25 protein-coding genes are annotated in these 18,736 nt (G+C 64.0%); 21 read left to right on the top strand and 4 right to left on the bottom strand.

Annotated elements, in window-relative coordinates:
• Window positions 1-137: 137 nt before the first annotated feature.
• Genes AC6JBC_RS11745 through AC6JBC_RS11725 form a run of 5 tightly spaced genes read left to right on the top strand, consistent with a single transcriptional unit; the run spans window position 138 to window position 2,899 of the window.
• On the top strand, window positions 138-428 hold the full coding sequence (locus AC6JBC_RS11745; RefSeq protein WP_498024416.1) for a YggT family protein: 291 nt from the start codon (window positions 138-140) through the stop codon (window positions 426-428).
• Complete coding sequence (locus AC6JBC_RS11740) at window positions 425-748, top strand: DUF167 domain-containing protein (RefSeq protein WP_498024414.1); 324 nt, start codon at window positions 425-427, stop codon at window positions 746-748. The genes AC6JBC_RS11745 and AC6JBC_RS11740 overlap by 4 nt, the downstream gene beginning before the upstream one ends.
• Window positions 745-1,638, top strand: coding sequence for a bifunctional methylenetetrahydrofolate dehydrogenase/methenyltetrahydrofolate cyclohydrolase FolD (gene folD, locus AC6JBC_RS11735; protein WP_498024412.1), 894 nt, complete (start codon window positions 745-747; stop codon window positions 1,636-1,638). Before AC6JBC_RS11740 ends, folD begins: the two co-directional genes overlap by 4 nt.
• Window positions 1,635-2,285, top strand: a complete 651-nt coding sequence (locus AC6JBC_RS11730; protein ID WP_498024411.1) for a Cif family virulence factor — start codon at window positions 1,635-1,637, stop codon at window positions 2,283-2,285. Before folD ends, AC6JBC_RS11730 begins: the two co-directional genes overlap by 4 nt.
• Complete coding sequence (locus tag AC6JBC_RS11725) at window positions 2,282-2,899, top strand: MarC family protein (RefSeq protein ID WP_498024409.1); 618 nt, start codon at window positions 2,282-2,284, stop codon at window positions 2,897-2,899. Before AC6JBC_RS11730 ends, AC6JBC_RS11725 begins: the two co-directional genes overlap by 4 nt.
• Before the next feature lie 249 nt (window positions 2,900-3,148).
• Here the strand turns inward: AC6JBC_RS11725 and AC6JBC_RS11720 are convergent, their stop codons facing one another.
• The gene (locus tag AC6JBC_RS11720; RefSeq protein ID WP_464788081.1) at window positions 3,149-3,829 is read right to left on the bottom strand and encodes a YiaD family glycine zipper/OmpA-like lipoprotein; all 681 of its coding nucleotides are present in this window, start codon (window positions 3,827-3,829) and stop codon (window positions 3,149-3,151) included.
• Between the two features lie 153 nt (window positions 3,830-3,982).
• On the opposite strand from AC6JBC_RS11720, the gene AC6JBC_RS11715 reads away from it, so the two are divergent.
• From AC6JBC_RS11715 to AC6JBC_RS11700, 4 genes are all read left to right on the top strand, one after another.
• Window positions 3,983-5,299: a hemolysin family protein gene (locus AC6JBC_RS11715; RefSeq protein WP_498024408.1), complete on the top strand. Its 1,317-nt coding sequence runs from the start codon at window positions 3,983-3,985 to the stop codon at window positions 5,297-5,299.
• Between the two features lie 159 nt (window positions 5,300-5,458).
• Complete coding sequence (locus AC6JBC_RS11710) at window positions 5,459-5,827, top strand: ArsR/SmtB family transcription factor (RefSeq protein WP_498024407.1); 369 nt, start codon at window positions 5,459-5,461, stop codon at window positions 5,825-5,827.
• On the top strand, window positions 5,824-6,492 hold the full coding sequence (locus AC6JBC_RS11705) for an aquaporin (protein ID WP_449471068.1): 669 nt from the start codon (window positions 5,824-5,826) through the stop codon (window positions 6,490-6,492). Before AC6JBC_RS11710 ends, AC6JBC_RS11705 begins: the two co-directional genes overlap by 4 nt.
• A 61-nt stretch (window positions 6,493-6,553) precedes the next feature.
• Window positions 6,554-6,895, top strand: a complete 342-nt coding sequence (locus AC6JBC_RS11700; RefSeq protein WP_498026069.1) for an ArsC/Spx/MgsR family protein — start codon at window positions 6,554-6,556, stop codon at window positions 6,893-6,895.
• 102 nt (window positions 6,896-6,997) lie between these two features.
• Here AC6JBC_RS11700 and AC6JBC_RS11695 read toward each other — a convergent pair whose 3' ends face one another.
• The gene (locus AC6JBC_RS11695) at window positions 6,998-7,657 is read right to left on the bottom strand and encodes a c-type cytochrome (protein WP_498024406.1); all 660 of its coding nucleotides are present in this window, start codon (window positions 7,655-7,657) and stop codon (window positions 6,998-7,000) included.
• Window positions 7,658-7,844: 187 nt separating this feature from the next.
• On the opposite strand from AC6JBC_RS11695, the gene AC6JBC_RS11690 reads away from it, so the two are divergent.
• From AC6JBC_RS11690 to AC6JBC_RS11660, 7 genes are all read left to right on the top strand, one after another.
• Window positions 7,845-8,735 (top strand): prephenate dehydratase, encoded by an 891-nt coding sequence (locus tag AC6JBC_RS11690; protein WP_498024405.1) that lies wholly within the window; start codon window positions 7,845-7,847, stop codon window positions 8,733-8,735.
• Window positions 8,736-8,788: 53 nt separating this feature from the next.
• Window positions 8,789-9,517 (top strand): sterol desaturase family protein, encoded by a 729-nt coding sequence (locus tag AC6JBC_RS11685; protein ID WP_498026068.1) that lies wholly within the window; start codon window positions 8,789-8,791, stop codon window positions 9,515-9,517.
• The gene (locus AC6JBC_RS11680; RefSeq protein ID WP_498024403.1) at window positions 9,514-9,951 is read left to right on the top strand and encodes a DUF2141 domain-containing protein; all 438 of its coding nucleotides are present in this window, start codon (window positions 9,514-9,516) and stop codon (window positions 9,949-9,951) included. The genes AC6JBC_RS11685 and AC6JBC_RS11680 overlap by 4 nt, the downstream gene beginning before the upstream one ends.
• A 72-nt stretch (window positions 9,952-10,023) precedes the next feature.
• Window positions 10,024-10,866, top strand: a complete 843-nt coding sequence (locus AC6JBC_RS11675) for a MipA/OmpV family protein (RefSeq protein WP_498024401.1) — start codon at window positions 10,024-10,026, stop codon at window positions 10,864-10,866.
• An 82-nt stretch (window positions 10,867-10,948) separates the two neighbouring features.
• Complete coding sequence (locus AC6JBC_RS11670) at window positions 10,949-11,860, top strand: tetratricopeptide repeat protein (protein WP_498024400.1); 912 nt, start codon at window positions 10,949-10,951, stop codon at window positions 11,858-11,860.
• Window positions 11,861-11,871: 11 nt separating this feature from the next.
• Window positions 11,872-12,483 (top strand): LON peptidase substrate-binding domain-containing protein, encoded by a 612-nt coding sequence (locus AC6JBC_RS11665; RefSeq protein WP_498026067.1) that lies wholly within the window; start codon window positions 11,872-11,874, stop codon window positions 12,481-12,483.
• Window positions 12,480-12,653: a Trm112 family protein gene (locus AC6JBC_RS11660; protein ID WP_498024399.1), complete on the top strand. Its 174-nt coding sequence runs from the start codon at window positions 12,480-12,482 to the stop codon at window positions 12,651-12,653. Before AC6JBC_RS11665 ends, AC6JBC_RS11660 begins: the two co-directional genes overlap by 4 nt.
• Before the next feature lie 123 nt (window positions 12,654-12,776).
• On the opposite strand, the gene AC6JBC_RS11655 is transcribed toward AC6JBC_RS11660, so the two are convergent.
• Window positions 12,777-13,385 carry a TlpA family protein disulfide reductase gene (locus AC6JBC_RS11655; RefSeq protein WP_498024398.1) on the bottom strand — a complete coding sequence of 203 codons (609 nt, stop codon included), beginning with the start codon at window positions 13,383-13,385 and terminating at the stop codon, window positions 12,777-12,779.
• 58 nt (window positions 13,386-13,443) lie between these two features.
• On the opposite strand from AC6JBC_RS11655, the gene argH reads away from it, so the two are divergent.
• The 5 genes from argH to AC6JBC_RS11630 are packed head-to-tail and all read left to right on the top strand — an operon-like array spanning window position 13,444 to window position 18,070.
• Complete coding sequence (argH, locus tag AC6JBC_RS11650) at window positions 13,444-14,811, top strand: argininosuccinate lyase (protein WP_498024397.1); 1,368 nt, start codon at window positions 13,444-13,446, stop codon at window positions 14,809-14,811.
• Window positions 14,808-15,068 carry a hypothetical protein gene (locus AC6JBC_RS11645; protein WP_498024395.1) on the top strand — a complete coding sequence of 87 codons (261 nt, stop codon included), beginning with the start codon at window positions 14,808-14,810 and terminating at the stop codon, window positions 15,066-15,068. The genes argH and AC6JBC_RS11645 overlap by 4 nt, the downstream gene beginning before the upstream one ends.
• A gap of 25 nt (window positions 15,069-15,093) precedes the next feature.
• On the top strand, window positions 15,094-16,359 hold the full coding sequence (lysA, locus tag AC6JBC_RS11640) for a diaminopimelate decarboxylase (protein WP_498024394.1): 1,266 nt from the start codon (window positions 15,094-15,096) through the stop codon (window positions 16,357-16,359).
• Window positions 16,359-17,117, top strand: coding sequence for a precorrin-2 dehydrogenase/sirohydrochlorin ferrochelatase family protein (locus AC6JBC_RS11635; RefSeq protein WP_498024392.1), 759 nt, complete (start codon window positions 16,359-16,361; stop codon window positions 17,115-17,117). Before lysA ends, AC6JBC_RS11635 begins: the two co-directional genes overlap by 1 nt.
• Complete coding sequence (locus tag AC6JBC_RS11630) at window positions 17,114-18,070, top strand: zinc transporter ZntB (protein WP_498024391.1); 957 nt, start codon at window positions 17,114-17,116, stop codon at window positions 18,068-18,070. The genes AC6JBC_RS11635 and AC6JBC_RS11630 overlap by 4 nt, the downstream gene beginning before the upstream one ends.
• 13 nt (window positions 18,071-18,083) lie before the next feature.
• Here AC6JBC_RS11630 and AC6JBC_RS11625 read toward each other — a convergent pair whose 3' ends face one another.
• Window positions 18,084-18,707, bottom strand: coding sequence for a response regulator transcription factor (locus AC6JBC_RS11625; RefSeq protein ID WP_498024389.1), 624 nt, complete (start codon window positions 18,705-18,707; stop codon window positions 18,084-18,086).
• Window positions 18,708-18,736 lie beyond the last annotated feature (29 nt).

The raw sequence follows: 18,736 nt of genomic DNA, 5'->3' as shown, positions 1-18,736 counted from the left end.
TCTAAGGCCCGGTTGCGCTTCCTATCCTGAGATCCCAGCGTTCGCTGGGATGACGGTGAGAAGGCAGAAGAACTCGGGAACCCTTGTCGCGGCCTCCCGTGCTCGGCTAGAGCAGCGGCAGTCAATTTGGAGACCGCATGGCCTACGCGCTCTATCAGATCATTGTCATCCTGCTCGATGTGCTGTGGTGGATCATTATCATCCAGGCGATCATGAGCTGGTTGATCGCCTTCAATGTCATCAACACGTCCAGTGATATTGTGCGCACAATCATCGTGGCGCTCGACCGGATGACGGCGCCGATCTACAATCCGATCCGACGGGTGATGCCTGACCTTGGCGCGCTCGACCTGTCGCCGATGGTCGTGCTGCTCGCCATACTGATCACCCGACAGGCCATATTGCCGCCGCTCTTCGGGCTGGTGTGAGCGTCTGGCGGCAGGACGGGACCGACCTGCTGCTTTCCGTCCGGTTGACGCCGGGCGCGGCGCGTGAAGATATCGGCGGGTGCTGGACCGACGAGAAGGGCGCTGAGTGGCTGGGCGCGCGAGTCCGCGCCGTCGCGGAAAAGGGCAGGGCGAACGTGGCGCTCATTGCGCTGCTCGCCAAGGGACTGGACTGGCCAAGGAGCGCGATTTCGCTGGAATCCGGTGACAGCAACCGGCTAAAGCGGCTTCGTATCAAGGGCGGTGTCGACGCGCTGGCGCGCCTGTCCGCCATCATCAAGGAACGGGTTGAGGCAGCATGACCATCGGCAAGATCATCGACGGAAAAGCCTTCGCCGCCACGCTGCGCGCGAAAGTGGCGGACGGCGTCGCCGCCTTTGTCGAACGTACCGGGCGCAAGCCGGGTCTCGCCGTCGTGCTGGTGGGCGAGGACCCGGCCAGTTCCGTCTACGTCCGCAACAAGGGCAAGATGACGGTCGAGGCGGGCATGGAAAGCCTGGAGTTCAAACTGCCCGCCAGCATTGGCGAGGATGCGTTGCTCGAACTGGTCGAGGAATTGAACGCCGATGACCGGGTGGACGGCATTCTCGTCCAGTTGCCGCTGCCCGGCCATATTGACGAGGCGGGGGTGATCGGCACGATCGACCCGGCCAAGGATGTGGACGGATTCCATGTGGTCAATAGCGGGCGGCTGGCGACGGGGCAGGAGGCTCTGGTGCCCTGCACGCCGCTGGGCTGTATCATGCTGCTGAAGGATGAGTTGGGCGACCTGTCAGGCATGGAGGCGGTGGTCGTGGGCCGGTCCAACATCGTGGGCAAGCCGATGGCGCAATTGCTTCTGGCCGAGAATTGCACTGTCACGATCGCGCACAGCCGCACGCGGGACCTGGCTTCGGTCGTGCATCGCGCTGACATCGTGGTGGCGGCGGTGGGCCGTGCCGAGATGGTAAAGGGCGAATGGATCAAGCCGGGCGCCACCGTTATCGACGTCGGCATCAACCGCGTCACCGACACGGAAGATGGCAAGAGCCGGATCGTCGGCGACGTCGCCACGGCGGAAGCGCTGGCGCATGTGCGGGCGATTACTCCTGTGCCGGGCGGGGTGGGGCCGATGACGATCGCGGTGCTGCTGCGTAATACGCTGGTGGCGGCTCATGCGCGCGCGGGGCTGACAAAGCCGGAGGGGCTGTGACAGCAAGGCGAGCCGTCCTGATCGCGGCTTGCCTTATCGGGCTGGTCGCGGCGCGGCCGCCTATGCGGCATCAGCCTGATCCCAGTTCCGTCTTCGCCGCCGAAATTGCCTTCAACCGTCTTGCGCGCGACAAGGGGCAATGGACCGCCTTCCGCGAGACCGCCGCCGAGGATGCGGTGATGTTCGTGCCGCAGCGGGTGCTCGCCAAACAATGGTTGAAGGGTCGCGCCGATCCGCCCAAGCCGGTGAGCTGGACGCCGTCCGTCATATATGTGTCGTGCGACGGCAATCTGGCGGCGAGTACGGGCAATTGGCAGCGGCCGGATGGAACGGTGGGCTATTTCACGACGATCTGGCGGCGGGACAAGCGGGGCGCGTGGGAATGGGTGCTGGATCATGGCGATACGCTTGCCGCGCCGCGTCCTGCGTCGGAGTTTCTGGTGGGGAAGGTCGCCACCTGCAAGCGGGGCAAAGCACCGGAGGGTGCAGGAGCTAAGGTCAAATCGCCGGTGCCGCCTGCGGATGAGAGCTTGTTGTGGAATGCGGAGGTTTTTCCTGATGGGGGCCGCCATGTCATGGTGCGCGTGTGGAACGGGGCAGGTTATGACCTTGTGATCGACGACAGGGTGGCGGCGCCGGGGGCATGATCGAGCTGTTCATCTCCGCCTTCGTCACGCTGTTCGTGGTTATCGATCCGCCCGGTTGCGCGCCTATCTATGCCAGCCTGACCACCGGGGCGAGCCATGCGCAGCGCCGGGCGATGGCGATCCGTGCCGTTGGCATCGCGGCGGTGATCCTGTTCATCTTCGCGCTGTGGGGGAAACAGCTGCTGGGCGTGCTGGGCATCGCGCTAGACAGCTTCCGGATCGCGGGCGGGATCATGCTGTTCATCATCGCCATGGACATGGTGTTCGAAAAGCGCACCCAGCGGCGCGAGGATCGCGCGCACAAGATCGCCGAGACGCCTGAGGTCGAGGATGTGTCGGTATTCCCGATGGCGATGCCGATGATCGCGGGACCGGGGTCGATCGCCACTGTGATGCTGCTGATGTCGCAGGCGGATGGTATCAGCGAGCGACTGGTCGTCATCGGCGCGGTTCTGGCGACGCTGGTGCTGATGCTGGGGTCGTTGCTGGCGGCGGGGCCGATCATGGCGCGGCTGGGCACCAAGATCGAGGCAGTGATTACCCGCTTGCTGGGGGTGCTGCTGGCGGCGCTGGCCGCGCAGTTCGTGATCGATGGGTTGAAGGCGAGTTTTTAGAGCGCGATAGTCGTACGTGGAAGCATCCGCATCTAGGCTCCCTTGTGTCGCCCCGGGCTTGACCCGGGGTCCCGCTGCCTCGGCAGCGTCAGAAAAGAAGCGGGACCCCCGGATCAAGTCCGGGGTGACGATCACTCACATATGATCATGCTTTAGGATCGTTTCGACAATACGCCCCGAATGCCCGCTAAAAAAGAAGCCGGGAGCGCTTGGGGCGCGTCCCGGCTCCGTTGAGAAACAGCGACAGGCTTAAGCCCGAACGTCGCTTTCCGTGACCGGCGCGATCTTGATTTCGACGCGGCGGTTGCTGGCCTTGCCTTCTGCCGTCGCATTGGACGCGATGGGCTGGGTTTCGCCAAAGCCGCGCGTTGCGATGCGGGCCGACTGGACGCCGTGGCTGGTCAGATAGTCCGCCACCGACTGGGCGCGGCGTTCGGACAGGGTCTGGTTATAGGCGTCCGCGCCGTCGCTGTCGGTGTGGCCGTACACGTCGATGTAGGTTTTGGGATATTGCGCGAGCACCGACGATACTTCGTCCAGGGTCGGGCGGAACTGCGGCTGCACGGCGGCGCTATCGGTGGTGAAGGTGATGCCCGACGGCATGCGCAGCACCAGATTGTCGCCGTCGCGGATCACGTCGACGCCGCTGCCAGCGGTTTCCTCGCGCAGCTTACGTTCCTGCGCGTCCATATAGGCGCCGATGCCTGCGCCCGCGACCGCGCCGATGCCTGCGCCCAGGATCTTTTCGGTGCGGTCACGCTTGCCCCCGACCAGGTCGCCGAGCAGATAGCCGCCCAGCGCGCCGCCGATGCCGCCGATTGCGGCCTTGGAAATCTGACGCTGCCCGGTGTTGGGATCGGTCGTGCAGGCGGCGGTGGCGAGCATGGCGGCCAGACCTGCCGTACCCATGATGCGATGAGAAATCCGCATAGATTCAGTTCCCTTTATATCTTGCACCCGAAAGTGCGGATGCAGGCCCCAATCGTCAAAGCCCGCCTTTTGTTCCACAGGCGAACTGAACCGCAGGTGATGGGACGGTTGTGAAATTGTAAGGAACAGGGCTATAGGGCGTAGCTGACCACCATGGCCACGATCCCCCCGCACGCTCCGACGCCCTTTCCCTGGGCAGACCTCGTCATCATTCTGGCGCTGGTCGCTTTGAATGGCGTTTTTGCCATGTCGGAACTGGCGATCGTGTCGGCTCGGCGTCCCCGATTGCAGGCGATGGAGAAGGCGGGACGTCGCGGCGCGCACACGGCGCTGATGCTGGCGAGCGATCCCGGCAAGTTTCTTTCCACGGTCCAGATCGGCATCACCCTGATCGGCATCATCGCGGGCGCCTATTCCGGCGCGAGCCTTGGCGGACCCGTCGGCGAGCGGCTCCAGCAACTCGGATTGTCGCCCAACAGCGCCGAGAGTCTGGGTTTTGCGCTGGTCATCGGCCTGACCACCTATGCCTCGCTGATCATCGGGGAACTGGTGCCCAAGCAATTTGCCCTGCGCTCGCCTGAACCCATTGCGGTGCTCATGGCGACGCCGATGCTGTGGCTCGCCAAGATCACCGCGCCGGTCGTGTGGGTGCTGGACGGGTCGAGCGCGCTCATTTTCCGCCTGCTGCGCATGACGCGGGAATCGGAACATCATGTGACGGCCGAGGAATTGCACCTGATCGTCGCGGAGGCGAGCCGGTCTGGGGTGATCGAGGAAAGCGAGCGCGCGATCATTTCGGGCGTCGTGCGGCTGGCCGACCGGCCCGTGCGCGAAGTCATGACGCCGCGCATGGATGTGGACTGGATCGACATCGGCGCGGATGATGAAACCATCCGGGCGAGGTTGCTGGAAACGCCGCATACGCGTCTGCCGGTGGGCCGTGGAACGGTTGAGGATATTATCGGCGTCGTGCAGGCGCGCGACATCATGACCGCGCTGTTCAGGGGCGAGCGGCTGAACCTTGATTCATTGATGCGCCGTGTGGAAGTGGTTCCGGATCAGGTCGATGCGATGGACGCGCTGGAAGTGCTGCGCCGCGCTGATGTGCCCATGGTGATGGTGCATGACGAATATGGCCATTTCGAAGGCATAGCGACGCCCGCCGACCTGTTGTCCGCCATCGCAGGTCATTTCGCGTCCGATCGCGACGTGCATGATGAACCCGACCTTGTCGAACGGGAGGACGGCAGCCTTCTGGTATCGGGCCAGATGCCGGTTGACCTGCTCGCGGATCGGATCGGCATCGACCTGCCCGAGGACCGCGATTACGCCACGGTCGCGGGCCACGCCTTGTGGTTGCTCAAGCGCTTGCCCGAGGTCGGCGATTTCATCGACGATCAGGGGTGGCGATTTGAGATCGTCGACATGGATGGGCGCAAGATCGACAAGCTTTTGGTGGCGGAGCGTTAAAAGGGCCTTCCGGCGACGTTGCGGGAGACCGGGGTCGGCTTGTGACCAAGGCCGGTCATAAGGATGCTTGTTCCGATAGGCGCACGCACCCATTGGCTTAGGCGACATAATTCGATATTTCGGATTTTATCGAATAGTCGAATCGAAGGGTCGCCGTCCGTGACAGATGAAAATCAGCAGATGTCGTTGCCGGACGCCGTTGAGGCATTGTCGGCGCTGGCACATAATCACAGGCTGGCCGTTTTCCGCCTGCTTGTTCGTGCAGGGGCCTCGGGTGTCCCGGCCGGAGAAATAGCGCGCGAAGTGGGCGCATTGCCAAGCACGCTTTCCACGCATCTCACCATCCTGGGACACGCTGGCCTGATCCAGTCCCGACGGGAGGGGCGGTCAGTGATTTACTCCGCCGATTATGAGGGGATGGGTGATCTTTTGAAGTTCCTCGTTTCCGATTGCTGCGCAGGACGTCCGGAAATCTGCGCACCTTTGGTCGCCATGGTGGACACCGCAAATTGCTGTTCGCCTCAATGACAGTCATCCGCAACATTGCCGCTGAAGCCTTGGGCACGGCCATGCTGTTGGCCGTCGTCGTCGGGTCGGGCATCATGGGACAGCGACTTGCCGCCGGTAACGATGCGATTGCATTGTTGGCGAACACGGTGGCGACCGGGGCGGGGCTCGTCGTTCTGATCCATATGTTCGCGCCGCTGTCAGGCGCACATTTCAATCCGGCGGTAACGCTTGTTTTCCTGCTGCGGGGTGAGGTTACCCCTCAAAAGGCTTTGCAATATGTGGTCGCACAGATTTGCGGCGCTGTTGTTGGTGTATGGACCGCGCATGCGATGTTTGCCGAGCCAGTGTTGCAAATCTCGACCAAATTGCGCGACGGCTGGGGGCAGGGCTTTGCGGAGGCCGTCGCCACCTTCGGCCTGATCGGGACGATATTGACGACACAGCGGTCCCGACCCGAGTTCACGCCGACGGCGGTGGGACTCTACATCACGGCCGCTTACTGGTTCACGGCGTCCACATCCTTCGCCAATCCTGCGGTGACCGTGGCTCGCGGCCTTACCAACAGCTTTGCGGGGATTGCACCATCATCGATCCCCTTGTTCATCGGCGGCCAAAGTGCGGGCGCCATAGTCGCGCTGATGGTGTTCGGCTGGCTTTTACAGGAGGACCCCTATCGTGCCTGACGCCTTTCCCATTACGATATATCATAATCCCGATTGCGGCACTTCGCGTAACGCGCTCGCGATGATCCAGGCTGCGGGCTACCTTCCCATGGTCATTGCGTATCGCGACATCGGCTGGACCCGTTCCCTACTGGAGCGCCTGATTGCCGATATGCGCGCGTCGCCAAGTGATCTGTTGCGAGAAAAGGGTACGCCTGCCGCAGCACTCGGCTTGCTGGGCGGGGATGCCACGGATGATCAAATCCTGGCGGCGATGGTTGAGCATCCCATCCTTGTGAACCGCCCTATTGTGGTCTCCCCCCTGGGCACAAAATTGTGTCGTCCGTCAGAGGTCGTATTGACCCTATTGGACCGCCAGCCCGATCGATTTACCAAGGAAGATGGTGAAGTCGTAAAGCCCTGAGACGATCCGAGTTTCAAAAAGGCGCATTTCCCAAACGCCAACGGGCGCGGCATTCACTGCCGCGCCCGTCAGGTTCAACAGGAGGGGCTGCCCCCTCCGGCGTTATTTGCCAGCAGCGGCGGGTCCGGTCGCCGGAGCCGCATTGGCCGGAGCCTTGCCCGCGACGCTTTCCGCGGCGTTCGTGGCGTTGGCGGCGGCTTCGCCCGGCGTTGCGCTCGCTTCGGCGGGTGCGGCGTCGGCGGCGGGCAGGGGCAGGTTGGAGCCCTGCGTATTCATCCAGGCGATGAGGTTCGCGCGGTCGGCCGGGTTGCCGAGGCCGGCGAAGGTCATCTTGGTGCCGGGCGCGAATTCACGCGGGCTGGTCAGCCAGTGGTCGAGATTTTCGAATGTCCACTCGCCGCCCTTCTTCTTCAGAGCGTCGGAGAAGGCGAAGCCGCCCTTGCCCTGGCCGATGGCTTCGCCAACGGTCGCGTAGAGGTTGGGGCCGATGCCGTTGGCGCCGCCCTGGTTGACGGTGTGGCAGGCCGCGCACTTGGCGAAGACCTTTTCACCGGCGGCGACATCCGCGCTGGCGAGCAGCGTGTTCAGGCCGGGGCCGCTAGCCGCAGCGCCTGCGCCCTCGGCCTCCACGCCTTCGATCGCGTAGCCCATCTTTTCGGGCCGTTCGTCATGGAAATATTTGGAGCTGACGATACCGCCACCCAGCGCAATGATCCCCGCAAACAACGCCCAGCCTGCAATGGTGTTGAAACGATCACTCATTTCGCTTGGATTCCCTTGAATTTCTGTTCTGGCGGCTTGGTTTCCGCGCCCCCTCTAGCGCGCTGCCATAATGAGGCAAGAGCGAACGTGCAAGCATGGTTGGAAGCTGTTGCGCCTTCGCCGGTGTCAGTCGGGGATTCCGACACGCTTGCGCGCGCGCGGAGGAGTGCCTAAGCGCGCTTCATCCATGGAAAACTATCCTGCCCCCGCCCGCGCGCTGGTCGCGGAACTCGCCGAAAAGGCCGCAGCGGACCCGTCGCGCGCCATCGCTTATCAGGGCGCGCCGGGCGCCAATTCGCACCTTGCCGCGATTGGCTACGCGCCTGATTGGGTGCCGTTGCCCTGCTTCGCTTTTGAAGATGCGATCGATGCGGTGCGTAATGGTTTGGCGGCGCGGGCGATCATTCCGATCGAAAACAGCCTGCATGGCCGGGTCGCCGACATGCATTTCCTGCTGCCCGAATCGGGGCTGCACATCGTTGACGAATATTTCCTGCGCATCCGCCACTGCCTGATGGCCATCGACGATAGCCCGGTCAAAAGCGCGATCAGCCATCCGCAGGCGCTGGGCCAATGCCGCCATTATCTTCGCGAGCGGGGTATCCAGCCGGTGACCTATGCCGATACGGCGGGAGCAGCGGCGCTGGTTGCGGAATCGCGCAAGCCTGGCGAGGGAGCCGTGGCGCCCTATCTGGCGGCGGAGCTCTATGGCCTCAAGATGGTGGCGGAGAATATCGAGGATAGCGACGACAATATGACGCGCTTCCTTGTGCTATCGCGTGAGCCGACCATGCCGGAGCCCGATGAGGCGCCGGTGATGACGACATTCCTGTTCGAGGTGAAGAATGTCCCCGCCGCCCTCTACAAGGCGATGGGGGGCTTTGCCACGAACGGCGTCAACATGACGAAGCTGGAAAGCTATCAGCGGGGCGCCAGCTTCGCCGCGACGGAGTTTTTCTGCGATATCGAGGGCATGCCGGGCGACCCCGCCGTGGATCGCGCGCTCGCCGAGCTGGAATTCCACAGCAAGTGGGTGCGCATGCTGGGCAGCTATCGTCAGGCGCGGCCACGGAGGTGATGGAGGGACCTGATGGGGTGACGGGCCGGGCGCTGCTGCCTATAGTCGATCCCATGCTGGTCGCGATCCTTCTTTCCGCTCTTGCCATGAGCGTGATCGTGGCGGTGCGCTATCTGCTCACCAGCGGCGGCTTTGCGCTGGCGACGCGTGTCCGGCAGCCGGGACTCTATGCCGGGCTGGACCCGCAGATCCGTCGGGAGATTGCGTGGTCGCTGGCGTCGGCATGGATCTACGGCATTCCAGCGGGCGTGGTCGCGTGGGGATGGCAGGCGCAGGGCTGGACGCGCATCTATACCGATGCCGCCGCCTATCCGCTCTGGTATCTGCCGGTATCGGTGCTGCTATACCTCGCGGCGCATGACAGTTGGTTTTACTGGACGCATCGCTGGATGCACCGGCCGCGCCTGTTCCGCGCCGCCCATGCCGTGCATCATGCGAGCCGACCTCCCACGGCCTGGGCGGCGATGAGCTTTCACCCATGGGAGGCGTTGAGCGGCGCCATCGTCATTCCGGCGCTGGTGTTCCGGGCCCCGATCCATGTCGGGGCGCTGGGGTGCGTGCTGGCGATCATGACGGTCATGGGTGTGTCGAACCATATGGGGTGGGAGATGTTTCCGCGCTGGCTGGTGCAGGGACCGGCGGGCCGCTGGCTGATCACCGCCAGCCATCATCAGCGGCATCATGAATTGTATAATTGCAATTATGGGCTTTATTTTCGGGTCTGGGACCGGCTGTGCGGGACCGACAGGGGACTAGGCGATTTCAGGAAGGCGCACGGATGAAGGAAAAATTGCTGCTCGCGGCCGGGGCCATGTGGATCCTGCCCGGCGCCGCGCCGGTGGGCCAGCCGCAGCCGATCAGCATCGGGGTTGAAGGCCTGCGATCGCATAAGGGAAACCTGCTCGTCTGCGTCGCCCGGTCGCCCGCCTATTTTCCCGATTGCAGCCATGATCCGGAGAAGCGCCACTTGGTCGTCGCCGCTACATCGGCGGCGATTTCCTTGGGCGATCTGGCGCCCGGCACCTATGGCGTCGCGATCATCCATGACGAAAATGGCAATGGGAAGCTCGATACGTTCGCCGGTATTCCGCGCGAGGGCGTAGGCTTTTCCCGGAACCCCGCCATTCGGTTCGGCGCACCCAGTTTCCGTTCTGCGCAATTTACCGTGACCGGATCGGCGATGCGTCAGGATATAAAGGTCAAATATTTCCTCTGATTGCATTCGCCCGGAACTGTAATGGCAGCGAAACATTCTAAAAGCTGACCATATTGATGGAACAGGGGATTTATGAACCATCGACGGATATTGTTCTCGGGCCTTGCCTTTATTGCGCTGGGTGCCGCCGACACGGCTTTTGCCCAGTCGGAGGACAGCAATGCGCTGACCGTCGGCATCGGCGCTGCCGTCATTCCCAGCTATGAAGGGTCGGACGACTATCGGGTGATCCCCGTCCCGCAGCTGCGCGGCAAGGTGAGCGATTTCGCCTTCTGGACGCGCGGGCCGAGCCTTTATTTCGACGTCATCCCCAATCGTGGGCAGGACGTCGATCTTCAGCTGGGACCGGTGGCGGGCGTTCGGTTTGATCGGTCGAGCCGCAAGAATATCAAGGATGCCGCCGTGCGCGCGCTTGGCGAACGCGATAAGGCGGTGGAGCTTGGCGGCTTTGTTGGCATCGGCAAAACCGGCGTTTTTACCAGCGCCTACGACAATCTGTCGGTGCGCGTGGCCGTGACAAAGGATGTCGCGGGCGCGCATGAAAGCTTCATCGTGACGCCAGCGATCGAATATTTCACGCCGCTTTCGACGCGCAGCTTCGTGGGTCTGGGCGTGTCGGCCGACTATGTGGGCAAGAAATATGGCCGCTATTATTATGATGTCGATGCCGCCGGGGCGCTGGCGTCCGGCCTGCCGGAATATTCTCGCGCGGGCGATGGTTCGGGTTTCAAGAAGGTAGGCGTCAACCTGACCGGCGGCCTGTCATTGTCGGGCGACATCCGTAAGGGATGGGCGCTGTTCGCACTCGGCGGTTATTCGCGGATGCTGGGCGACTATGCGGACTCGCCCATCGTGAGCATCGCAGGGTCGAAGGACCAATGGATCGGTGCGGTCGGCGTCGGCTATACCTTCTGATCTTGTGCGGATAGGGTGACGCCCCACATAAGGCGCTGTATGGACGCGGCACCCAAGCGCAACAAGGCAGGAGAATACGGCAGTGGCGACCCTAGGAATGAGCGACACCGATAAGGCAGCGGTGGAGGCGTTCCGCCGTGACGTGGTGGACCCGTCGCGCACCAGCCTTGTCATCGTCGATTTCTGGGCGGAATGGTGCGGGCCGTGCAAGCAGTTGACGCCGGTCATCGAAAAGGTTTGCGCCGACTATGCTTCCAAGGGCGTGAAGCTGGTGAAGATCAACGTCGATGAAGATAAGTTCATCGCCGCCCAGTTTCGTGTCCAGTCGATCCCGACCGTCTATGCCGTGTTCCAGGGCCAGCCGGTCGCCGACCTCAGCCAGGCACGCACCGAGGGGCAGTTGAAGCAATATCTCGACCAGTTGCTGGCGCAATTGCCGATCGAATCGGATGAGAAGACGCAACTGGAGGAAATCGCCCCGCTCATTGAAATGGGCGAGGAAATGCTGGCGGGTGGCGAGCCAGACCGGGCGCTTTCGGTGTTCGAGCAGGTTGGCCAGATGGTGCCTGACAATGCGGATGTCGCTTCCGGCCATGCCCGCGCGCTGGTGGCGCTTGGCCGACTGGACGAGGCGGAGGCGGTACTCGCCGCGCTGCCCGCTGATGTCGCCAAGGATCAGGCGATCGACCGCGCCCGCGCAGCCCTTGCGTTGGCGCGGGACGCCAAGCCCGTTGCCGACCTGTCCGGGGTCGAGGCGAAGGTCGCCGCCAATCCCGATGATCATGACGCGCGTTTCGAACTGGCGGGCGGCCTGATGGCGAATGGCGAGCGGGACCGGGCGGCCGAGGAACTGCTGGAGATTGTCCGCCGCGACCGTGAATGGAATGAAGGCGCGGCAAAGGCGCAACTGCTCAAGCTGTTCGAGGCCACCGGCCTTGAAGACCCATGGGTCGCAGGGCAGCGGCGGAAATTGTCGCAGATCCTCTTTTCCTGACGGCGCGGCCGGTGAACCGCGCGCGCGTCTCCATCTTTCCGTTGTCCGGGGCGCTGTTGCTGCCGGGCATGGACATGCCGCTGCACATATTCGAGCCGCGTTACCGGGCGCTGATCCATGACGCCATGGCGAGGGATCGGCGCATCGGCATGATCCAGCCGCGCGGGGAGGGGGCCAGGCCCGCCCTGTACGATGTCGGATGCCTCGGCCGCATAAGCGAGTTCGAAGTGCTGGATGACGGCCGTTTCAACATCATCCTGGAAGGGCTGGCGCGTTTTCGGGTGATCCGCGAGCTCGACGTCACCACCGCCTTTCGCCAGATCGAGGCCGATGTCGAGCAGGCGCCGGAGGATGAGGTGCTTCACGCCGTCGAACGGGCGGCGCTGGAACAGGAATCGCGGCGCTTTGCCGAAGCGTTGGGCTATGTCGTGGACTGGACCGCCGTGTCGCGGCTCGACGACACTTCGCTGGTGAACGGCATAGCCCAGATTGCGCCATTCGATCCGGCCGCCAAGCAGACTTTGCTGGAGGCGGACGGCTTAAGCGAGCGGTGCGACCGGATCATTCAGTTGATGCAGATCGTCGGCCGGATGGAGCGTGATGGCGGGGCGACGATGCAATGAGCGTGGCGCCTGATCCTTATTTGCTGGCGAAGCTGGTGTGCCCGGTGACGCGGACGCCGTTGCGGTGGGATGACGAGAGCAGCGAGCTGGTGTCGGATGCGGCTGGTTTGGCCTTTCCGGTGCGCGATGGGGTGCCGGTGATGGTGGTGCGCGAGGCGCGGGCGCTTTAACTTCTGATACTCCCGTCATCCCAGCGGAAGCTGGGATCTTGTGAGGCTTGGTCGTGCCCTATTCCCTGAGACCCCAGCTTTCGCTGGGGTGACGGTTGAAGGGGTGGGTGCGATCAGGGAGCCCTAGGACTCCAACGCCGCCTCGATCAGATCCCGGCCTTCCTTGCTGTTCCAGTCCATCGCGCCGACGACGCGTAGCATCTCCTTGCCCTCCCGGTCGTACAGCACGGTGGTGGGCAGCATGCCGGTCGCATAGTGGAAGCCGAACTGATTTTCCGGATCGATGAAGCTTTTGAGGTGCGGCAGGGTATGTTTGGCGAAGAAGGGCTTCACCACGCTTTCGCCCTGACTGTCCTGAGATATGGTCAGCACGGCCAGACCCTTGCCCCCGTACGCCTTGGCGACGGCATCGAGCGTCGGCATTTCCGCGATGCAGGGCGCGCACCATGTCGCCCACAGGTTGACCAGCAGCGGCTTCCCCGCGAAATCCTGCAAGGTGGCGTCCTTGCCATCCGGCCCGGCGAAGGCGAAATCGGGGGCGGGGGTGCCCGCTTTTGAACGGTCGAGCGTGAAGCTGAACGCGCCCTTGCCGCTTTGCGGGGCAGCCCCCCCCTCTCTTGGCGCCTCGCCGCTTGTCGGGGGGACTGGCGCGCTGCTATTGGCTTGATCTTGCCCCGCGCCCGGCGATTGCCTATCGCACGCGCCGAGGCCAGCCAGCAGGAGCAGTGTCATTACGCAGGGCAAAGTTGATCGGGACGGGGAAGGTCGCACGGGAGACGGCTCCAACAGCATGTGGGGCGGACGCTTCGCAGCTGGTCCGGCTTCGGTCATGCGCGAGATAAATGCCTCCATCCCGTTCGACAAGCGATTGTGGAAGCAGGACATCGCCGGGTCGAAGGCGCATGTCGCGATGCTGGCCAAACAGGGCATCGTCGAAGGCGAGGACGCGCAGGCAATCACCGAGGGGCTGAACCGCATCGCCGCGGAGTATGAAGCGAATGGCGTGCCGGTGAATCTGGACCTTGAAGATATCCACATGGTGACCGAGTCCCGGCTGGCTGAGCTGATCGGTCCGGCGGCCGGGCGGCTGCATACGGCGCGCTCGCGTAACGATCAGGTGGCGACGGACTTCCGCCTGTGGGTGCGCGATGCCATCGATGAGGTGGCGGCGGGCCTGGACGCGTTGCAGCAGGCGCTGTTGGCTCGCGCGGAGGAGAATGCCGATGTGGTCATGCCGGGCTTCACGCATCTTCAGTCCGCGCAGCCGGTGACGTTGGGCCATCACCTGATGGCTTATTTTGAGATGATCCGCCGCGACCGCAGCCGCTTTGCCGATGCGCGCGAGCGGCTGAACGAATGTCCGTTGGGCGCAGCGGCGCTGGCTGGGACGGGTTTTCCGATCGATCGCCATGCGACGGCGGCGGCGCTGGGCTTTGCCAAGCCGACCGACAACAGCCTCGACAGCGTCAGCGACCGCGACTTCGCGCTCGATTATCTGATGGCGGCGACGCAAGTAGCACTGCACCTGTCGCGGCTGGCGGAAGAGTTCATCATCTGGGCGAGCCAGCCCTTCGGTTTTGTGAAGCTGCCCGATGCCTATTCGACCGGCAGCTCGATCATGCCGCAGAAGCGCAACCCCGACGCCGCCGAGCTGGTGCGCGGCCATGCCGGGCGGATCATGGGCTGCATGACGGCGCTCTGCGTCACGATGAAGGGCCTGCCGCTCGCCTATTCGAAGGATATGCAGGACGACAAGCCGCCGGTGTTCGAGGCGCATGATCTGCTGGGCCTGTCCATCGCGGCGATGACCGGGATGATCGAAACGGTGACGTTCCGCACCGATCGCATGCGCGGCCTTGCGGAGAGCGGCTTTGCTACTGCGACGGACTTGGCCGACTGGCTGGTGCGCGAAGCCAATGTGCCGTTCCGCGAGGCGCATCATATTACCGGCCGCGCCGTTGCGGCGGCGGAGAGCGCGGGCACGCCGCTTGCCGACCTGCCGATCGAGACGCTGAAAGCCATTGACGCCCGCATCGATGAGCGCATCTATGCGGTGCTGACGGTGGATGCATCGGTGGCGAGCCGAAAAAGCCATGGCGGCACCGCGCCCGATCAGGTGCGCGCGCGTATCGCCCAAGCGCGGAAGGAACAGGCATGAGGATCGCCATCAGCCGGAAAGTCGCCTTCGCCCTGCTGGCGCTTGGGGTCGCCGCTTGTGGCGGGCGCCAGCCATTGAAGCCCATTGAAGGGCAGAAAATGCCTGCCGTGCCGGTCGGCGCCGCTGCCGCACCGACCGCGCAGCAGCTCATGACTCCTTCCATTCAGGCCCGGCCGGAGCGGAGCGTCGATATCCTCTCGCAGTCGGAAGAGCGCAAGGATGACTCGTTCGACCTGCCGCCTGAAAACCAGCCCTGATACGCTTCGCTAGGACAGACAAGCCTTGGACCATTTCGACTATGTGAACGGCGCCATGCATGTGGAGCAGGTGCCGATGGCGGACATCGCGCAGGCGGTCGGCACGCCGGTCTATATCTATTCGACCGCTACGCTGACGCGCCACGTCACCGTGTTTCGCGATGCCCTGTCGCGGCTGGACGATCCGCTGATCGCCTTTGCGGTGAAGGCCAATCCCAATGGCGCGGTGCTGGCGACGCTGGCGAAGCTGGGGCTGGGCGCCGATGTGGTTTCGGGTGGCGAACTGCTGCGCGCGATTGCGGCGGGCATCCCGGCGAATCGCATCGTCTTTTCCGGCGTCGGCAAGACCGCCGAGGAGATGCGACTGGCGCTGGAACACGGCATTTTCCAGTTCAATCTGGAGAGCGAGCCGGAAGCCGAGATGCTGTCCGAAGTTGCGCTATCCATGGGCAGACAAGCGCCCGTCGCCTATCGCATCAACCCCGATGTGGATGCGGGGACGCACGCCAAGATTTCGACCGGCAAGTCGGAAAACAAGTTTGGCATCCCCTATGACCGCGCGCTGGAAAGCTATGCTGCCGCGCGTGATCTGCCGGGATTGGACGTGCAGGGCGTCGCCGTTCATATCGGCAGCCAGCTGACCGACCTTGCCCCGCTTGAGGCGGCCTTCACGAAGGTCGGCGCGCTGATCGAGCAGCTACGCGCTGCTGGGCATGCCATCCGCACCGCCGATCTGGGCGGCGGACTGGGCGTTCCTTACGACCCGTCGCTCCCGATTCCGCCGCTGCCAGCTGTCTATGGCGAGATGGTGACGCGGGTCACGCAGGGCTGGAATGTGCGCCTGATGTTCGAGCCGGGCCGGGTCATCGTCGGCAATGCGGGCGCGCTGCTGTCGCGGGTGGTACGCGTGAAGCAGGGCGCGCAGGCGCCGTTCGTCATCGTCGATGCGGCGATGAATGACCTGATGCGGCCCAGCCTTTACGATGCCTGGCATGACATTCGCGCCGTTGATCCTTCGGGCGCGCGGGAGACTGCCAATGTGGTGGGGCCGGTCTGCGAGACGGGCGACACTTTTGCCATGCACCGTGACATGGACGTGGTGCAGGCGGGCGATCTGGTCGCCTTTATGACGGCGGGCGCTTATGGCGCGACCATGGCGGGCACCTATAACAGCCGCCCGCTGACGCCCGAAGTCCTGGTGTCCGGCGACAAATGGGCCGTCGTCCGCGCCCGCCCGCCGATCGAGGCATTGATCGAGGCGGACAAGATCCCCGACTGGGTGCAGGGCTGATGCAAAGCCTGCCCGTCTTTCTGGTGTTGAAGGGCAGGCCGGTTATCCTGACGGGAAGCGGTGAGGCTGCGGATGCCAAGCGCCGGTTGCTGGAACGTGCGGGCGCGCGCGTCGTCGGGGAGGCTGAGGACGCGGCCATCGCGATCGTTGCCGATGGCGATGATGCGACGGTTGCGCGGCTGAAGGCACGGGGCGTGCTGGTGAATGCGACCGACCGGCCGGAGCTTTGTGATTTCACCCTGCCTGCCATCATCGATCGCGATCCCGTGCTGATCGCCATCGGCACGGGCGGTGCGTCGGCGGGGCTGGCGAAGGCGCTGCGCCAGCGGATCGAGGCAATATTGCCGGAAAAGCTGGGTAGGCTCGCTGCTGCGCTGCACGATGCGCGCGCCGCCATCCGCGCTCGCTGGCCCGATGCCAGCGCCCGCCGCCGCGCGATCGATGCCGGGCTGTCGGCTGGCGGCCTGATCGACCCGCTGCGCGAGGATGCTGCTGACGAGGTGCCCCGCTGGCTGGCGGAGCAGGGCGATGCCGAACCCTCCCGTCTTGTCGCGCTGCGCCTGCTGTCGGGGGACCCCGATGACCTGACGCTCCGCGCGGCGCGCCTGCTCGGGGAGGCTGATCGCATCTATCATAAGCCCGATGTGCCAGCGGCGATCCTCGATCGTGCCCGCGCCGATGCCGTTCGCATCCCCGCAACCGCGCCGTCGGCTACACCGGGCGAGGGGCTCTCGCTCTGGCTGGAGATGCCGCAATGAGCCGGGTGTTCGTCAATGAAGGCGGCCATGCCCGCGAAATCTCCCTCGATGATTTTTGCGCGCAGGCCGACCATGCGCCTTTCAGCTGGATTCATGCCGATGGTTGGCGGGAGGACGCGCAGAGCATCGTCTCGCGCTGCGACCATATGCCGCAGGCGGCGCTGTCGGCGCTGCTGGCGCAGGAAACCCGGCCGCGTTGCACGGTGATGGCGCATGGTGCGCTCATCAACCTGCGCGGTCTGGGGGCCGACGATGAGGCAAGCGGCGATCCGCTGGTGTCGATCCGTCTGTGGGCCGAACATGCGCGGGTGATCACCGTCAGCTACCGCCCGCTCGCGGCGATGGAGCCGGTGGTGAAGCAGATGCTGGCCGGAGAGATTCGCGACCCGGGCGACCTTATCGCCGCTTTTGCGCAGGAAATCACCGAAGCGCTTGATCCGGAAGTCGCGCAGCTTGGCGACGATCTGGACGAGATCGAAAGCACGCTGAGCGACAATGGCGCGGCGGAGGTGCGGCGGCAGGTGTCCGAAATCCGGGCGTCGGCGATCAGTTACCGCCGCTTCATCTCACCGCAGCGGCAGGCGCTCGAAAGATTGTCGGCTGCGGATGCGCCCTGGCTTCATCCCGATGACCGGCTGCATTTGCAGGAAGCGGCGGATCGCTGCGCCCGCATGGCGGAGGAGCTGGAGGCGGTGCGCGAGCGATCGGCGCTGGCGCATGAAGAACTGACGGACCTGCGCGCGGAACAGATGAACCGGCAGGCGTTGATCATATCGGTCGTGGCGCTGGTTTTCCTGCCGCTCACCTTCCTGACCGGACTGCTCGGCATGAACGTCAACGGCATTCCCTTTGCCCATGAAGCCTGGGCCTTTTGGGGCGTTGTAGGGGTCTGCGTCGCCATGGCGATCGGGATTGGCGGCTGGTTCACCGCGACTCGCTGGTTGAAGCGCTGAAACCCTGATTGTTTCAGGGGCGGGCAGCGTTCAGCCGGGCGATTTCATCATTCAACGCCTGGATCGATGAGACCAGCCGCGCCCTGTCGACCTGCATTTCCTCAAGCGCGTCGCGCGTCTCGCCCAGTTCCACTGCGCGTCGCGCAATACGGGCGTCGAGTTCGGCATTATGCCGGGTGAGGGCGTTCAACTCATCGGCGCGCTGGCACAAATGGCGGAGCCGTGCGTCCAGCACATCGAAGTCGAACGGCTTGGTGACATAATCGTCCGCGCCCGCTTCCAAAGCCTCCACGACGCTGGCGTTATCCTGCTTGCCCGCGATCATCACGAAACTCGCCTGACCGGCAAGGCCAGCGGCGCGGATTTTCTTTAAGGTGGCTATGCCCGGCAGGATCGCCAGTCCCATGTCGATCAGGATGATGTCCACCGACCGGCTGAGAAGGCGGTTCAGCGCCACGAAGCCATTTTCGGCCAGCACCACGTCATAATGGAGATGGGAAAGGCGGCGCGCGATCACGGCCCGGGCCGTGTCGTCCTCCTCGATCAGCAAAAGCCTCCGGCGGCGGAGCGGGCGAGCGTTCTTCGCCTTGTCGCTGTCGGTATTGAGCGTCCTCGCCGCGGATTTGAAAAACTGCATGGCGTGCGTCTCCTCACACGCCCTGATCT

Source organism: Sphingobium sp. RC1 (assembly GCF_059738765.1).
The sequence above is the reverse complement of the archived record's forward strand: the minus strand, read 5'-3'. Positions and strand labels throughout refer to the sequence as shown.

Coding starts and splice junctions, on each gene's coding strand:
- AC6JBC_RS11745 (WP_498024416.1), top strand. CDS start 138: ATGGCCTACGCGCTCTATCAGATCATTGTCATCCTGCTCGATGTGCTG.
- folD (WP_498024412.1), top strand. CDS start 745: ATGACCATCGGCAAGATCATCGACGGAAAAGCCTTCGCCGCCACGCTG.
- AC6JBC_RS11725 (WP_498024409.1), top strand. CDS start 2,282: ATGATCGAGCTGTTCATCTCCGCCTTCGTCACGCTGTTCGTGGTTATC.
- AC6JBC_RS11720 (WP_464788081.1), bottom strand. CDS start 3,829: ATGCGGATTTCTCATCGCATCATGGGTACGGCAGGTCTGGCCGCCATG.
- AC6JBC_RS11715 (WP_498024408.1), top strand. CDS start 3,983: ATGGCCACGATCCCCCCGCACGCTCCGACGCCCTTTCCCTGGGCAGAC.
- AC6JBC_RS11705 (WP_449471068.1), top strand. CDS start 5,824: ATGACAGTCATCCGCAACATTGCCGCTGAAGCCTTGGGCACGGCCATG.
- AC6JBC_RS11700 (WP_498026069.1), top strand. CDS start 6,554: ATGATCCAGGCTGCGGGCTACCTTCCCATGGTCATTGCGTATCGCGAC.
- AC6JBC_RS11695 (WP_498024406.1), bottom strand. CDS start 7,657: ATGAGTGATCGTTTCAACACCATTGCAGGCTGGGCGTTGTTTGCGGGG.
- AC6JBC_RS11690 (WP_498024405.1), top strand. CDS start 7,845: ATGGAAAACTATCCTGCCCCCGCCCGCGCGCTGGTCGCGGAACTCGCC.
- AC6JBC_RS11685 (WP_498026068.1), top strand. CDS start 8,789: ATGCTGGTCGCGATCCTTCTTTCCGCTCTTGCCATGAGCGTGATCGTG.
- AC6JBC_RS11680 (WP_498024403.1), top strand. CDS start 9,514: ATGAAGGAAAAATTGCTGCTCGCGGCCGGGGCCATGTGGATCCTGCCC.
- AC6JBC_RS11675 (WP_498024401.1), top strand. CDS start 10,024: ATGAACCATCGACGGATATTGTTCTCGGGCCTTGCCTTTATTGCGCTG.
- AC6JBC_RS11660 (WP_498024399.1), top strand. CDS start 12,480: ATGAGCGTGGCGCCTGATCCTTATTTGCTGGCGAAGCTGGTGTGCCCG.
- AC6JBC_RS11655 (WP_498024398.1), bottom strand. CDS start 13,385: ATGACACTGCTCCTGCTGGCTGGCCTCGGCGCGTGCGATAGGCAATCG.
- argH (WP_498024397.1), top strand. CDS start 13,444: ATGTGGGGCGGACGCTTCGCAGCTGGTCCGGCTTCGGTCATGCGCGAG.
- AC6JBC_RS11645 (WP_498024395.1), top strand. CDS start 14,808: ATGAGGATCGCCATCAGCCGGAAAGTCGCCTTCGCCCTGCTGGCGCTT.
- AC6JBC_RS11635 (WP_498024392.1), top strand. CDS start 16,359: ATGCAAAGCCTGCCCGTCTTTCTGGTGTTGAAGGGCAGGCCGGTTATC.
- AC6JBC_RS11630 (WP_498024391.1), top strand. CDS start 17,114: ATGAGCCGGGTGTTCGTCAATGAAGGCGGCCATGCCCGCGAAATCTCC.
- AC6JBC_RS11625 (WP_498024389.1), bottom strand. CDS start 18,707: ATGCAGTTTTTCAAATCCGCGGCGAGGACGCTCAATACCGACAGCGAC.